General features: G+C 52.5%; 12 protein-coding genes and 1 tRNA gene. 12 read left to right on the top strand and 1 reads right to left on the bottom strand.

The window, feature by feature from the left end; all coding sequences use genetic code 11:
* Positions 1-38 precede the first annotated feature (38 nt).
* A complete protein-coding gene (locus AC0YNU_RS04160) occupies positions 39-410 on the top strand; it encodes a LytTR family DNA-binding domain-containing protein (RefSeq protein ID WP_475753404.1) in 372 nt (123 codons plus the stop codon).
* Between the two features lie 213 nt (positions 411-623).
* On the opposite strand, the gene AC0YNU_RS04155 is transcribed toward AC0YNU_RS04160, so the two are convergent.
* Positions 624-700: transfer RNA gene (locus tag AC0YNU_RS04155), tRNA-Arg, on the bottom strand.
* 348 nt (positions 701-1,048) lie between these two features.
* Between AC0YNU_RS04155 and AC0YNU_RS04150 the strand changes: the two genes are divergently transcribed.
* The 11 genes from AC0YNU_RS04150 to hemA all read left to right on the top strand — a co-directional run bounded on the left by AC0YNU_RS04150 (position 1,049) and on the right by hemA (position 14,758).
* Complete coding sequence (locus AC0YNU_RS04150) at positions 1,049-1,939, top strand: hypothetical protein (RefSeq protein ID WP_475753401.1); 891 nt, start codon at positions 1,049-1,051, stop codon at positions 1,937-1,939.
* A 91-nt stretch (positions 1,940-2,030) separates the two neighbouring features.
* Complete coding sequence (tig, locus tag AC0YNU_RS04145; RefSeq protein ID WP_475753399.1) at positions 2,031-3,332, top strand: trigger factor; 1,302 nt, start codon at positions 2,031-2,033, stop codon at positions 3,330-3,332.
* A 272-nt stretch (positions 3,333-3,604) separates the two neighbouring features.
* The gene (gene clpP / locus AC0YNU_RS04140; protein ID WP_475753397.1) at positions 3,605-4,186 is read left to right on the top strand and encodes an ATP-dependent Clp endopeptidase proteolytic subunit ClpP; all 582 of its coding nucleotides are present in this window, start codon (positions 3,605-3,607) and stop codon (positions 4,184-4,186) included.
* 49 nt (positions 4,187-4,235) lie between these two features.
* Positions 4,236-5,492: an ATP-dependent protease ATP-binding subunit ClpX gene (clpX, locus tag AC0YNU_RS04135; RefSeq protein WP_475753395.1), complete on the top strand. Its 1,257-nt coding sequence runs from the start codon at positions 4,236-4,238 to the stop codon at positions 5,490-5,492.
* Between the two features lie 101 nt (positions 5,493-5,593).
* Entirely contained in the window at positions 5,594-6,715 is a 1,122-nt protein-coding gene (gene ispG, locus AC0YNU_RS04130; RefSeq protein ID WP_475753392.1) for a flavodoxin-dependent (E)-4-hydroxy-3-methylbut-2-enyl-diphosphate synthase, read from the top strand.
* Between the two features lie 150 nt (positions 6,716-6,865).
* The gene (lonB, locus tag AC0YNU_RS04125; protein WP_475753390.1) at positions 6,866-8,572 is read left to right on the top strand and encodes an ATP-dependent protease LonB; all 1,707 of its coding nucleotides are present in this window, start codon (positions 6,866-6,868) and stop codon (positions 8,570-8,572) included.
* Positions 8,573-8,658: 86 nt separating this feature from the next.
* Positions 8,659-11,013 carry an endopeptidase La gene (gene lon, locus AC0YNU_RS04120; RefSeq protein ID WP_475753388.1) on the top strand — a complete coding sequence of 785 codons (2,355 nt, stop codon included), beginning with the start codon at positions 8,659-8,661 and terminating at the stop codon, positions 11,011-11,013.
* A gap of 18 nt (positions 11,014-11,031) precedes the next feature.
* On the top strand, positions 11,032-11,661 hold the full coding sequence (gene yihA, locus AC0YNU_RS04115; protein ID WP_475753386.1) for a ribosome biogenesis GTP-binding protein YihA/YsxC: 630 nt from the start codon (positions 11,032-11,034) through the stop codon (positions 11,659-11,661).
* Positions 11,662-11,829: 168 nt separating this feature from the next.
* Complete coding sequence (locus tag AC0YNU_RS04110) at positions 11,830-12,420, top strand: non-ribosomal peptide synthetase module (protein WP_475753384.1); 591 nt, start codon at positions 11,830-11,832, stop codon at positions 12,418-12,420.
* Between the two features lie 332 nt (positions 12,421-12,752).
* Complete coding sequence (gene speD / locus AC0YNU_RS04105) at positions 12,753-13,151, top strand: adenosylmethionine decarboxylase (RefSeq protein WP_161694013.1); 399 nt, start codon at positions 12,753-12,755, stop codon at positions 13,149-13,151.
* Between the two features lie 221 nt (positions 13,152-13,372).
* Positions 13,373-14,758: a glutamyl-tRNA reductase gene (hemA, locus tag AC0YNU_RS04100; RefSeq protein ID WP_475753381.1), complete on the top strand. Its 1,386-nt coding sequence runs from the start codon at positions 13,373-13,375 to the stop codon at positions 14,756-14,758.
* Positions 14,759-14,765: the final 7 nt, after the last annotated feature.

Below are 14,765 nucleotides of genomic sequence, written 5' to 3'. Positions count from 1 at the left end.
CGTGTACAGATATGTCGGAAAAGAGATGGTGAAGGGTTATGCTTCAATTAGCAGTAACTAGAGATATTGAAGGAGCTTCCGGACTCGTTAACATCCGTGTTGCAGATGTCTTCTATTTACAATCGGAGCAACCTTATGTTGTGATTCACACGAAAGATGCAATCTTTTATGCTCCGGGTACGATCAAGTATTTTGCGCAAGCGCTTGAATCCAACGGGTACAATTTCTTTATTGCGGACCGCGGCTGCCTGATTAATGCCAACAACATTCGTCAGCTGGACAAGACGTATAACATCGCCTTTTTCGATACGGAAGTGAATGACAAATCGAAGCGGTGCTATTTTTCCGGACGCTGCAAGTCCGCATTGATTGAATTCGTAGCTGCAAAGACGGGATTGGTTTTGAACTGATGCTTATTGATTGTAAGCGTGTCCGATTCTTGGACATGCTTTTTTTTTGGGGGCTCGTGGTCGGATCATATAGGTGGGAATCGCGATTAGCGGATAGCTGGTCGGAACGAAATGTATGAAATCATGGAGACGAAAAAAGCCCCGAATCCCTTGATACTGCTGGGATTACGAGGCTTTCTATATAGGCTTGCTATCGTGTCCTGGAAGTGTGAATGGCGTCCCAGGAGGGATTCGAACCCCCGACAACACGCTTAGAAGGCGTGTGCTCTATCCAACTGAGCTACTGGGACACGTAGGAAGTATCATAGCATGCGAATAGTGATATTGCAACCATAAAATTCATTTTATTTTTGCCCTAGCTAAGACGTGGAACATGCTGCTTCCGCTTTGGCTTGGCACGCAAACCAATCCGCGAGCGGAATGCTGCATGCCAAGCTTTGGCTTGGCACGCAAACCAATCCGCCTGTTTCAAAAAATACCGCTTCGGCCAAAATGGAAATGAACGGCAGGGAGTGTTATAATCGAACTCTATCCGAACAACAGGCCGGCAGGAGCACGGCAAACAAGGCGGTGATTCTATTACAACGTCCAATTCATCCCAAGATGACAATAGAGAGAACGTCTATTTATTCCCCAGCATGCTGGACCAATATCAGAACCAGTTAACCCGGCTGCTCGAGTCGGAGCAGTATGGCGAAGCCAAAGACTTGCTGCGCTTTCTGCTTAACTGTCAAGGAGAAGAGAAGCGGCATTACGACGAGTGGAGCAATTTGTTGACTTGGCTCGACGTCGCTTTCCCTACTTACGACAAATCGGGCAACGGGAGTTCTACGGCACCATACATAGAAGAAGACGATGACAATGAAGCAGCCTTGCGCGAACAAGCGCTTAGTCCTGCCGAGCATGACGAGGACTATGTCCAACAGGTGCTCTATATCATGCAGCACCATCCTGTCGCCGACCAACAGCTGTTGGCGCTGGAACGAGCGGCCTACTTAACCTATCCGGGCGTCGATGAGGTCATCCTGGCTTGGCTGACAGGGACTGAACTGCATCCGCAGTTGCAGTTCAAGGCACTGCAATGTTTGAAGAAACGCGGCGCATCCGGCACGGTCGAGCTGACGAGGCTGGGCGAGCATGTCGAGCTGGAGATCGAGGCTACCCCGCTTTCCGAGGACGATTTTCCTTTGGTGGCGGCGAGAGTCGTGGAACGGGTCGAATCGGTAACGGAAGTTATCGAGGCATCGCTGCCGCATTTCGCCCGGGAATTGTGGAAAGAATGCCTGCAGTGCATTTACGGCACGTCCGCCTATATCCGTCTTCTGAATGACGAAGATGATACAGTCGACTGCTATTCGGCCGCGCTTCACCAAGTATTGGAATTGTCGCTTTACGGGCGCGTAAATGACGACGATGTCCGCGATACATACGGGATTACGGATGCCCTTCGCTTCAGATATGAGCAGGCTTGCCGCTCTTTACGCCAAATCGTGCAATTTCGTCTAGAAGATGGCGGGGACAAGTCTTGATATTCGGTGGAATGTTGATTATACTAGAATGGTTTATTACGGGTAAGATCTGACGCAGAAGCGTTATTTAATTTGGAGGGGAAAGCATAACATGACAGCAACTTGGGAAAAAATAGACAAGAATCTTGTCTCGATCAACGTAGAAGTTGAGGCAGGACAAGTTAATGAAGCGATCGACAAAGCATTTAAGAAGGTCGTTCAGAAAGTAAACGTGCCTGGTTTCCGTAAAGGCAAAGTACCGCGGAGCATTTTCGAAGCGCGTTTCGGCATCGAAAGCCTGTACCAAGACGCAATCGACATCCTGCTTCCTGATACTTATTCGGCAGCACTGAAAGAAACGGGCGTATTCCCTGTTGACCGTCCTGAGATCGATGTAGAGCAATTCGCTAAAGGCGAAACGTTCAAGTACACCGCTAAAGTAACGGTTAAACCTGAAGTTGAGCTTGGCGAGTACAAAGGCCTTGAAGTTCCTGCAGCAGAAGCTGAAGTAACGGAAGAGGAAGTCGCGGCAGAACTTAACCGTCTACAGCAGCGTCACGCTGAACTGACTGTCCTTGAAGAAGGCGCAGCGGAAAGCGGCGACATCGCGGTTATCGATTTCGACGGCTATGTTGACGGCGAAGCATTCGAAGGCGGCAAAAGCGAGCGTCATTCCCTGGAGCTGGGTTCCGGCTCGTTCATCCCGGGCTTCGAAGAGCAAGTCGTAGGCATGCAAACGGGCGACTTCAAGGACGTTGAAGTAACGTTCCCTGAGAACTACCAAGCCGAGCACCTTGCTGGCAAGCTTGCTGTCTTCAAAGTGAAAGTTCATGAAATCAAACGCAAAAACCTTCCGGCGCTTGACGACGAGTTCGCGAAAGACGTAAGCGAGTTCGATACGCTCGAAGAGTACAAGCAAGATCTGCAAGCGAAGCTGGCTGAACGCAAATCGAAAGAAAACGAATCCGCACGCGAAGCGGCTGTCGTAGAGAAAGCGGCTGAAGCTGCTGTCATCGACATCCCTGAAGCGATGATCGATTCCGAAACTTCCTTCATGCTTCGCGACTTCGAGAACCGTCTGAAGATGCAAGGCATGAACCTTGACCTGTACTACCAGTTCTCCGGTCAAGACGAAGCTGCCCTGCGCGGTCAAATGCGCGGTGACGCAGAGAAACGCGTTCGCAACAACCTGGTTCTGGAGCAAATCGCGAAGAACGAAGGCATCGTCGTTAACGATGAGGATCTGAGCGAAGAGCTTGAGAACCTGTCCAAGCAATACAGCCGTCCTGCTGAAGAGCTGCGTTCGATTTTCGAATCCAACGGCAACTTGGATAACATCAAAGAAGACCTTGTGCTTCGCAAAACGATCAAGTTCCTGCTCGACAACAGCAAAACAGCTTCCGTTGTCGCTTAACTCAATCTAACGTAAATTTATGGATAAGGCACGTACCCACGTGCCTTATTTTATCCTCACCGAAGTTTTCAGAATTCAGGCAGGCTTCGATATCGGCATGCCGCGCCGCCTAAATGACGGCGTTTTGAATTCTTATTGCCAGGTAGGGAACAGTCACGTACATATGTCTTTGCCCGTATCGTATAATGTAGTATTCAGAAAAATGACATTGCATTCGGAACATGTTAGAATAAGTGTGATTTACAAGTCGATAACGAAAGAAGGTTGGTCGCATGAATCTGATACCAATGGTCGTTGAGCAAACGAATCGGGGAGAGCGTTCTTACGATATCTACTCCCGTCTTTTGAAGGATCGGATAATTTTTCTAGGAAGTGCGATCGACGACGATGTAGCCAATGCCGTCATCGCTCAGCTGTTGTTCCTGGCCGCCGATGATCCGGAGAAGGACATTCATCTGTACATTAACTCACCGGGCGGTTCCGTAACTGCAGGAATGGGTATTTTCGATACGATGCAGTTCATTAAGCCGGATGTCTCGACCATTTGCGTCGGCCTGGCTGCAAGCATGGGTTCGCTGCTTTTGACGGCGGGCGCTAAAGGCAAACGCTTCGCGCTTCCGAACAGCGAAGTGATGATTCACCAGCCGCTTGGCGGCGTTCGTGGCCAGGCTTCCGATATTGCGATCCACGCAGACTGGATCCTGAAGACGAAGAAGAAGCTGAACCAAATTTTGTCCGACCGTACTGGGCAGCCTTACGAGCGCATCGACCGCGACACGGACCGCGACAACTTCATGAGTGCCGAAGAAGCATTAAACTACGGCTTGATCGATAAAGTTGTCACGTCCCTCTAAGCGAAGTCCCTATAAATACAGGCGAACCAACAAGAAGGGGTGAAAACTCATGTTTAAATTCAATGACGAGAAGGGCCAATTGAAATGCTCGTTCTGCGGCAAATCGCAGGATCAAGTGCGCAAACTTGTTGCCGGACCGGGCGTTTATATATGCGATGAATGTATCGAACTGTGCACGGAAATCGTCGAGGAAGAGCTCGGGCACGAAGAAGAGCTTGATCTGAAGGACATTCCGAAACCGCGCGATATCCGCAATATTTTGGATCAATATGTCATCGGGCAAGAGCAAGCGAAAAAATCGCTTTCCGTAGCGGTTTACAACCACTACAAACGCGTGAATTCGCAGAACAAACTGGAGGATGTCGAGCTTCAGAAGAGCAATATCTTGCTCGTAGGACCGACAGGCTCCGGTAAAACGCTGCTGGCGCAAACGATGGCAAAGATTCTTAACGTGCCTTTCGCGATCGCGGACGCCACTTCGCTTACCGAAGCGGGCTATGTCGGCGAAGACGTCGAGAATATTTTGCTGAAGCTGATCCAAGCGGCCGATTATGATGTGGAGAAAGCCGAACGCGGCATTATCTACATCGATGAGATCGATAAAGTGGCTCGCAAATCCGAGAATCCGTCGATTACGCGCGACGTTTCCGGCGAAGGCGTTCAGCAAGCATTGCTCAAAATCTTGGAGGGCACGGTTGCATCCGTACCGCCGCAAGGCGGACGCAAGCATCCGCACCAAGAATTTATCCAAATCGATACAACGAATATCCTGTTCATTTGCGGCGGGGCATTCGACGGCTTGGAGCAGTTGATCAAACGCCGGATCGGCAAAAAAGTCATCGGCTTTAACACGGCGGGCGACGGCCAGAAGGATCTGAAGGCGGGCGAATACCTGTCGATGGTGCTTCCTGAAGATTTGCTCAAATTCGGGCTTATTCCTGAGTTCGTCGGCCGTCTGCCGGTCATCTCCACGCTGGAGCCGCTTGATGAAAGCGCGCTTGTTCGTATCCTCTCCGAGCCTAAGAACGCGCTCGTGAAGCAGTATCAGAAGCTGCTCGAGATGGACAACGTGAAGCTGGAGTTCGAAATGGCGGCACTTGAAGCCATCGCCAAAGAAGCGATCAAGCGGAATACGGGGGCGCGCGGTCTGCGTGCCATCATTGAAGGCTTGATGCTTGACGTGATGTACGAGGTGCCGTCGCGCGACGACGTCAGCAGCTGCCTCATCACGGAGAAGGTCGTTCAGGACCGAATCATGCCGGAGCTTGTTTCCAAGAAAGGCAAGAAGAAGGAAGAGAGCGCCTGATCCACTAAATAACACTTCAAATGTTTCCACCTCTGCCTGCCGCTGCTTCAATCGTGCGGTTGGTAGGGGTGGACTTTGACGTTCATGGGAGAGGTTAGATCATGTATTTGCGCAAGGATACCGTTCCGGTAAAGGTTGGTCCGCTGACAATCGGCGGCAGCGACGAGGTCATTATCCAGAGCATGTGCACGACCAAGACGGCCGACGTAGAAGCGACCGTTGCCGAAATTCTGCGGCTCGAAGAAGCCGGCTGCCAAATTGTCCGCGTCACCGTGAACAATAAGGAAGCGGCGGAAGCCATTAAAGAAATCAAGAAGCGGATTCATATCCCGCTCGTGGCGGATATCCATTTCGATTATCGGCTTGCTTTGGCCGCGATCGAGAACGGCGTGGATAAGGTGCGGATCAACCCGGGCAATATCGGACGCCGCGAGAAAGTCGAAGCGGTCGTAAAAGCCTGCAAGGAACACAATATTCCGATTCGGATCGGCGTCAATGCGGGTTCGCTTGAAAACCATCTGCTTGAGAAGTACGGCTACCCGACGCCTGAAGCAATGGTAGAGAGCGCCTTGTTCCATATCGGTATTCTGGAAGAGTTGGATTTCCACGATATTATCGTGTCGCTCAAAGCTTCCGACGTACCGATGGCGATCGAAGCGTACCGCATGGCGGCGGAAGTGATCCGCTATCCGCTTCATCTTGGAATCACGGAAGCGGGGACGCTGCATACCGGCACAATCAAGAGTTCGGCCGGCATCGGCGCGCTGCTTGCGATGGGGATCGGCAATACGGTCCGCATCAGCTTGAGCGCAGATCCGGTGGAGGAAGTCAAAGTCGCGCGCGAGCTGCTCAAGACGTTCGGTCTGATCACGAACGCGGCAACTCTCGTCTCCTGCCCGACTTGCGGCCGGCTTGATATTGACCTGTTCTCGATTGCCAACGAGGTCGAGGACTACATCAGCAAGATCAAGGTGCCGATCAAGGTGTCGGTACTGGGCTGCGCGGTGAACGGTCCCGGTGAAGCGCGTGAAGCGGACATCGGCATTGCAGGCGCGCGCGGGGAAGGCATGCTGTTCCGTTACGGAGAGATGATTCGTAAAGTACCGGAAGCCGAGCTGCTTTCCGAGCTTAAGAAAGAAATCGACGAGATCGTGCGCGTTTTCGAGGAAACCGGCGAAATTCCCGGGCGCAAGCATCAACCTGGTCCGCATGTAACTGCATAACCAAGGCATTCAAACTTTAGTCGAATAGTGCGATTATTCCATCCGGCCGGGGGCAATACTGAAAAGTATACGCCCTGTGAGGCCGGATTTTTTTAGGTGCGGGAAGAGCAGCAGAGCGCTTCGCTTTCCGTGACGAGAGGAGTAACGCAAATGAGTTTAAGCGTGGTTCTAATGTTTATCCAGGTGTTTTTCGCGATCGTGATCGGTCTGTATTTTTGGAATTTACTGCGCAATCAGAAGACGAACCGGACGGCAGTCGACCGGGAGTCCCGCAAGGAAATGGATAAGCTTCGCAAGCTGCGTTCCGTCTCGCTTACGAAGCCGTTGTCGGAGAAGACGCGGCCGCAGACGATCAATGACATCGTCGGCCAACGCGACGGGCTCCGCGCTCTTAAGGCGGCGCTTTGCAGCACGAATCCACAGCATGTCATTATTTACGGCCCGCCGGGCGTCGGCAAGACCGCTGCTGCCCGCGTCGTGCTGGAAGAGGCCAAGAAGAACCCCACATCGCCGTTTCTTGCGGATGCGAAGTTCACGGAGATCGATGCGACGACCGCCCGGTTCGACGAGCGCGGCATCGCGGATCCGCTCATCGGCTCCGTGCACGATCCGATTTATCAAGGTGCCGGAGCGATGGGCGTAGCGGGTATTCCGCAGCCGAAGCCGGGCGCCGTGACGAAAGCGCATGGCGGCATGCTGTTTATTGATGAGATTGGCGAATTGCATCCCATTCAGATGAATAAATTGTTAAAAGTACTGGAAGACCGCAAGGTGTACCTGGAGAGCGCGTACTACAATTCGGAAGACACCAACATTCCGATGTATATACACGATATTTTTCAAAACGGGCTTCCTGCGGATTTCAGGCTTGTAGGCGCAACGACGCGGTCGCCCCAGGAACTGCCGCCCGCGCTTCGCTCGCGTTGCATGGAAATCTATTTCCGCCCGCTGCTGCCGGACGAGATATCGCAAATTGCCGTCAATGCACTGAAGAAGATCGGTCTGCCACCGTCCCAGGAGGCGATCGACGTCGTGACGCGTTACGCCACGAACGGCCGCGAAGCGGTCAATGTGATTCAGCTTGCCGCAGGTTTGGCGCTTTCGGAGAAGCGTGAATTCATCACCGCTGCCGATGTGGAGTGGGTTGTGAACAGCAGCCAAATCCCTCCGCGTCCGGATCGAAAAGTACCTTCCGCGCCGCAGGTTGGTTTCGTAAACGGGCTGGCTGTTTATGGTCCTAATATGGGTACGCTGCTTGAAATCGAAGTCAGCGCCATCGTTGCGCGTCCGGGGAAAGGTGTCTACACCATTACCGGCGTCGTGGACGAAGAGGAGCTCGGCGGCGGCAGCAGCCGGACGCTCCGGCGCAAAAGCATGGCGAAGGGCTCCATCGAGAACGTGCTTACCGTGCTGAGACGGATGGGCATGAAGCCGGAAAATTACGATTTGCACATTAATTTCCCGGGCGGCACGCCGATTGATGGACCTTCTGCGGGGATCGCCATGGCTACGGCAATCGCATCCGCCATTAAAGGCGAAGTGATCAACAACAAGCTGGCCATGACCGGGGAGATGGGCATCCACGGCAACGTGAAGCCTGTCGGAGGCGTGTTGGCCAAGGTTGAAGCTGCATTCCAGGCGGGAGCGGATACCGTTATTATTCCGCGGGAGAATTGGCAGGCGATTTTTGCCGATCTGCAAGGCGTGCAGGTTATTCCGGTGGATCATGTCGAGGAAGTATTCCGCCATGTGTTCGGAGCGGAATATATGGATGCGCCGGCGCCGGCGCCAATCCAGTCTGCCGACGTTTTTATCGCGACAAGTCTGCCCTATTTGCAGGCGGATTCCGTTGAGTGATAAAATGGAGAAAGGCTTTAAGACTTAAGGCCGAAGTTTTCGGTCACGATAGGTGAACGGAAAACTTCAACGACGGAGGTGCTGGAATGGGACCTGCTAAATGGAAAGGTCGTCGATTGCCCCTGTTGCCCTTACGGGGGCTTCTTGTATATCCAAGTATGGTATTGCATTTGGATGTAGGACGCGAGAAATCCGTGCGCGCGCTTGACCGCGCCATGCTGGACGATCACATGATCTTGCTTTGCTCGCAATCGGAAGTGAACATCGAGGAACCGTCCCAGGAAGATATTTATCGGATCGGAACCGTGGCGAGAGTCAGGCAAATGCTGAAATTGCCGAACGGCACGATTCGCGTGCTCGTCGAAGGCGTCGTTCGTGCCGAGATCGTCGATTATCTGCCGACCGATGAATTCTATGAAGTCTCGATTCGGGAGCTGCCGGAGTCTGAAACGACGGACCCGGAGATCGACGCATTGATGCGAACCGTACTGAATCAGTTCGAGCATTACATTAATTTGTCGAAGAAAGTAACGCCGGAGACGCTTGCCGCTGTCTCCGATATCGATGAGCCTGGTCGTCTCGCGGATGTCATCTCCAGTCATCTGTCGCTTAAGATCAAGGATAAGCAGGATATCCTGGAGACGATCGATGTGCGGCAGCGTCTGGAGCGTCTGCTCGACATCCTCAACAATGAGCGCGAAGTGCTCGAGCTTGAGCGCAAGATCGGTCAGCGCGTCAAGAAGCAGATGGAGAAGACCCAGAAGGAATACTATTTGCGCGAGCAAATGAAAGCCATTCAAAAGGAGCTCGGAGAGAAGGAAGGACGAGCAGGCGAGGTGGAAGAGCTTCGCACCCAAATGGCCGAGTCGGGCATCCCGGAGAAAGTCAGGGAGAAGGTCGAGAAGGAAATCGACCGGCTTGAGAAGATGCCTTCCACGTCTGCCGAAGGCGGGGTCATTCGCAATTATATCGATTGGTTACTCTCTTTACCTTGGAACAAACAAACCGAGGATGACCTTGACGTCAACAAGGCCGAGGGCATCCTGAATGAGGATCATTACGGCCTCGAGAAACCGAAGGAGCGCGTTCTCGAATATTTGGCCGTCCAACAGCTCGTGAAGAAGCTGAAGGGACCGATTCTCTGCCTTGTCGGACCTCCGGGCGTCGGTAAAACGTCCATGGCGCGTTCGATCGCGAAGTCGCTTGGCCGCCAATTCGTCCGCATCTCGCTCGGCGGCGTGCGCGATGAAGCCGAAATCCGCGGTCACCGCCGCACGTATGTCGGCGCAATGCCTGGCCGCGTCATTCAAGGCATGAAGACGGCCGGCTCGCTCAATCCGGTGTTCCTGCTCGATGAGATCGACAAGATGGCGATGGACTTCCGCGGCGACCCGGCTTCGGCGTTGCTTGAGGTACTCGATCCGGAGCAGAACAACACGTTCAGCGATCACTTTATCGAGGTGCCGTTTGACCTGTCGAAAGTCATGTTCATCACGACTGCGAATGCCATCCACAACATTCCGCGACCTTTGCTGGATCGGATGGAAGTGCTCTATATTCCGGGCTACACGGAACTGGAGAAGCTCCAAATCGCTTCCCGATATTTGCTGCCGAAGCAGAAGAAGGAGCATGGACTCGAGGAGAATCAAATGCGGTTGGCCGAAAGCAGCCTGCTGCAAGTCATCCGCGAATATACCCGTGAATCCGGCGTGCGTAATTTGGAACAGCAAATCGCGGCGATCTGCCGCAAGGCGGCAAGGGCGATCGTCACCGACGAGAATACGAACGAGATCGAAGTCGATTCCGCGAAAGTGAAGGAATGGCTTGGACCTGCCAAGTTCCGCTACGGCACGGCTGAAGTGGAGAATCAGGTCGGCGCCGTAACCGGCCTTGCGTGGACGGAGGTCGGCGGCGATACGCTCGTCATCGAAGTGACCGTGCTTCCGGGCAGCGGCAAGCTGACCTTGACGGGCCAGCTGGGCGATGTCATGAAGGAATCCGCGCAGGCTGCCTTCAGTTATACGCGGTCGCGGGCGAACGAGCTTGGCATCGACCCTCAGTTCCACGAGAAGAACGATATCCACATCCATATTCCCGAAGGCGCCATTCCCAAAGACGGACCTTCGGCGGGCATCACGATGGCGACAGCGCTCATCTCGGCGCTCACGAACCGTTACGTGAACAAAGAAGTCGCCATGACCGGCGAGATTACGCTAAGGGGCCGCGTGCTGCCGATCGGCGGATTGAAAGAGAAATCGCTTGCCGCTCATCGGGCCGGCATCAAGAAGGTGCTGCTGCCGAAGGATAACGAACGCGATCTTCGCGATATTCCGGACAGCGTGAAGGCTGACATGGAATTCGTGCCGGTCGGCACGATGGATGAAGTCCTCCAGCATGCCCTGACGGCCAACGAAGCGCAGGCACCGGTAGAAACGCATTAGAAAGCAGGTTGCTTAAACGTGAAAATTACGAACGTAGAATTTGTGATCAGCGCCGTAAGGCCCGATCAATATCCAGTGGATGCCTTGCCAGAGTTTGCTCTGGCAGGGCGTTCCAATGTCGGAAAGTCCTCGCTGATCAACAAAATGATCATGCGCAAGGGCTTGGCTCGCACGAGCGCGCAGCCGGGCAAGACGCAGCAATTGAATTATTACCGCGTGAACGAACGCGTCTACTTGGTCGATTTTCCGGGATACGGCTATGCGAAGGTGTCCAAGGTCCAGCGCGCGCAATTCGGGACGATGATCGAAACGTTCCTCGGCGACCGCGATCCGCTGCGGATGGTGCTGCTGATCGTCGATATCCGGCATTCGCCGTCCAAGGACGACATCCTGATGTACGATTGGCTGAAGCATTACGAGATTCCGGTATGCGTCGTGACCACGAAGGCCGACAAGGTGCCGAAGAGTCAGTGGCCGAAGCAGGTGAAGATGATCAAGACGGAGCTTGGCTTCCATCCCGAAGATCGTCATGTTCTGTTCTCGTCCGAGACAGGCCTTGGCCGCGATGAGCTGTGGGCCATTATTGACGAGGTAATCGCGGAAACAAGCGAAGAAGCGGAAGAAACCGAAGAAGTTTCAATCGAATAGCGAGGATAACGCATATAAGCACGGACTCATTGTGAAATCTCCTTAATTATTCAGAAATATGCGAGAATATCGCGGCTGGGCGGCAGGAATAAAAGACCTCGATCGGGTATAATATACGTAAGCAGTGGTTTTACAAACGCGTTACTTTAAAGAATTGAGGAGATTTTTATGGCTCAGCGGATAGCCACCGAGTATGTCAATGCTTCTCTGCAATTAACGGCTGAAGAGATGGCGGGATTTGTCCGGTTTTTCGAAGACCAGCATATCAAGCTGCAAGTGCGGGTACTGGATAACGGCAATCACGAGATGGTTCTCGAGGACGACGCAGGACGAGAAGAGGTCCGCTTAACTTTCGAGCGTCAGCAAGACGAGTATGTTAGTTTGCTTTCCTGCCGGATCATGCATCCCAAACTGACGAATGCGATGCGCAAAGCAGTAGCGGCGTTCAGGGGCGATGCAATCGTAAATCGCATTTATCCGAATTACACAATGACGTACCATTATGTTCAAGGCAATGTTCGCAAAATTGTTGAAAACAAAAACAATGAAGCGAGGGTGATCTTCGAGTTCAAGGATACGATCGGCCAGCTGGAAGCGGCTTTTCATATCATGGACGTCGAGAACGAAATCAAAGTCGTACAGGGCGCGATCGATCAGCTGCTTGATCTTCGCAACCAATGCAGCGACTTATCGCAGACCGCCATTATCGATGAACGTTTAGCATCTTATACCAGGCAGCTGTTCATGCTGGAAGCATGAGCGGACGATAGCCTCAGACATTTTTGAAGAGCCGCATTCGATGCGGCTTTTTTATTTTTCCGCGGATTGGGACGAACACAGAAACCGTCCTGCCGACATACGCTTATAATTGGAGTTTGCGGTTTCTTCTCCAAACATAGTGCCCAAAAAAAACTATTGCATTTCTCCGCAATAGATGGTATTTTTATTTTCGTTGCAATGAATATTAGGAACCAGGATTCACTCAGGACATGGTAATGTTGCGAGAGGAAAGTCCCTCGGGCAGTGAATGACGTAGGTCCTAGCGGATGAAATTACTAAACATTTTATTCCTAGGAAGGGGGAACCGAGAGATGGAATATTCAACTTTCGGAAGACACGTTGCTGTTGATACTTGGGGTGTAGATTTCGACCTACTCAACAACGCGGAATTTTTACAAGCCCAAATGGTAGAGGCGGCTGAAGCTTGCGGCGCTACCGTACTCTCTGTGCAAGCCCAACAATTTGAGCCACAAGGCGCAACTGTGCTCGTACTGCTGTCTGAAAGTCATCTTTCCATTCACACGTATCCTGAGAGAGGTTTCGCTGCTCTTGATTGTTATACATGTGGAGAAACAGTGGATCCGCAACTTGCGATCGACTACATGATGTCTGTTTTGAAGCCGAAAATGATGCATGCCAAGAAGCTTGTCCGCGGCATGGGAGAACTGCAAGTTGTAGAAGCAGATATGAAGCAAGTCGAGCTTGTGTAGCATTTTTATAGAATCAATGGAGGTCGCGGGTACGTCCGCGGCCTTTTTGTATGCTCTGATACAGTCATTTTACATACCTGGAAACAGCTTGTTTTATGCCTTGAAAAGCAATGAAAACGGATGACGTGATTTCAAACAATTTTCATAATTGCAGGGGTACGGCTTGTCGAACTGTGCTATACTAAGTGATGGAAATCAAGATGAAGGGCAGGTGAACGCACATGCACATTATCGTTGTCGGACTGAATTATCGTACGGCTCCGGTTGAGGTTAGGGAACGCTTTACATTCGCCGATCGGGATTTGCCCGAGGCATTGAAGCAGCTCAAACAAACCAAAAGCATAATGGAATGTGTCATTGTAGCGACCTGTAACCGTACGGAGCTTTATGCGGTAGTTGACCGCCCGCATCTGTGCGGACACTACATTCGCAGCTTTATGGAGAAATGGTTCGGAACGCCGAGACAGCAGTTTACCTCGGATCTATATATGTATGAAGACGAACGGGCAATCGAGCACTTGTTCCGCGTAACTTGCGGTCTGGACTCCATGGTCATCGGCGAGACGCAAATTCTCGGACAAGTGAAGAGCGCATTTTTGCTGGCGCAAGAGCAGAAGACGACCGGGACGCTGTTCAACTCCATCTTCAAACAAGCGGTCACGCTTGCGAAGAGAGCCCATTCCGATACGGCAGTCGGCGAAGCAGCGGTGTCGGTCAGCTATGCGGCCGTAGAACTGGGCAAACGGATTTTCGGCCAGTTCGGCGGCAAGACGGTCATGATCGTCGGCGCCGGCAAAATGAGCGAGCTGACGGCGAAGCACCTCTATGCCAGCGGCGTAGAGCGCGTTTTCGTCGTAAACCGGACCTATGACCGTGCGGTTCAGCTCGCGGATAAATTCAATGGCACGCCGCTGAACATGACGGAAGCAATTGCGCGTCTGCACGAAACGGATATCGTCATCAGTTCCACAGGCTCCGAAGGCTTCGTGCTCGTACGGGAACAGGTAGAAGCAGCCATGCGCAAACGGAAATCGCGCCCGCTGTTCATGATCGATATCGCGGTACCGCGGGATTTGGATCCTGCGATCGCTTCCGTGCAGAACGTATTTCTGTACGATATCGATGATCTCGAAGGAATCGTCGAGAGCAATATGGAACAACGCCGGCAAGAAGCGGCGAAGATCGAAACGTTCATCGCGGCGGAGCTCGAAGCTTACCGTCAATGGTACAAGACGCTTGGCGTAGCGCCGCTGATTCAAGCGCTGCAGACGAAAGGCGCTGCCATTCATGCGGAAACGATGGGCAGCCTGGCTAACAAGCTGCCTGACTTAAGCGACCGTGAGCTCAAGATCATCCATAAGCTGACGAAGAGCATCGTGAATCAAATGATGAGTGATCCCATTGTGCGGATAAAAGAAATGTCCGGTGAGAAGAATGCGGATCAGGCGATGGATATGTTTGTGAAATTATTCGCGCTTGAAGAAGAAGTCGAGCGGGCCGAACAGAAGGCGGTGTCTGCGAAGCCTTCAGCGCGCGCGGAATCGTCGTCATCAGCGGAGTCAGCGCCGAAGCTTAGAACAGGCGCGGTTCCTGCCATTTTGACCTAAATCGGCC

This window comes from Paenibacillus sp. J31P316, from assembly GCF_056269105.1.
This window is presented reverse-complemented; position numbering and strand designations above follow the sequence as displayed.

Coding starts and splice junctions, on each gene's coding strand:
- AC0YNU_RS04150 (WP_475753401.1), top strand. CDS start 1,049: ATGCTGGACCAATATCAGAACCAGTTAACCCGGCTGCTCGAGTCGGAG.
- tig (WP_475753399.1), top strand. CDS start 2,031: ATGACAGCAACTTGGGAAAAAATAGACAAGAATCTTGTCTCGATCAAC.
- clpX (WP_475753395.1), top strand. CDS start 4,236: ATGTTTAAATTCAATGACGAGAAGGGCCAATTGAAATGCTCGTTCTGC.
- ispG (WP_475753392.1), top strand. CDS start 5,594: ATGTATTTGCGCAAGGATACCGTTCCGGTAAAGGTTGGTCCGCTGACA.
- AC0YNU_RS04160 (WP_475753404.1), top strand. CDS start 39: ATGCTTCAATTAGCAGTAACTAGAGATATTGAAGGAGCTTCCGGACTC.
- hemA (WP_475753381.1), top strand. CDS start 13,373: ATGCACATTATCGTTGTCGGACTGAATTATCGTACGGCTCCGGTTGAG.
- lonB (WP_475753390.1), top strand. CDS start 6,866: ATGAGTTTAAGCGTGGTTCTAATGTTTATCCAGGTGTTTTTCGCGATC.
- speD (WP_161694013.1), top strand. CDS start 12,753: ATGGAATATTCAACTTTCGGAAGACACGTTGCTGTTGATACTTGGGGT.
- clpP (WP_475753397.1), top strand. CDS start 3,605: ATGAATCTGATACCAATGGTCGTTGAGCAAACGAATCGGGGAGAGCGT.
- AC0YNU_RS04110 (WP_475753384.1), top strand. CDS start 11,830: ATGGCTCAGCGGATAGCCACCGAGTATGTCAATGCTTCTCTGCAATTA.
- lon (WP_475753388.1), top strand. CDS start 8,659: ATGGGACCTGCTAAATGGAAAGGTCGTCGATTGCCCCTGTTGCCCTTA.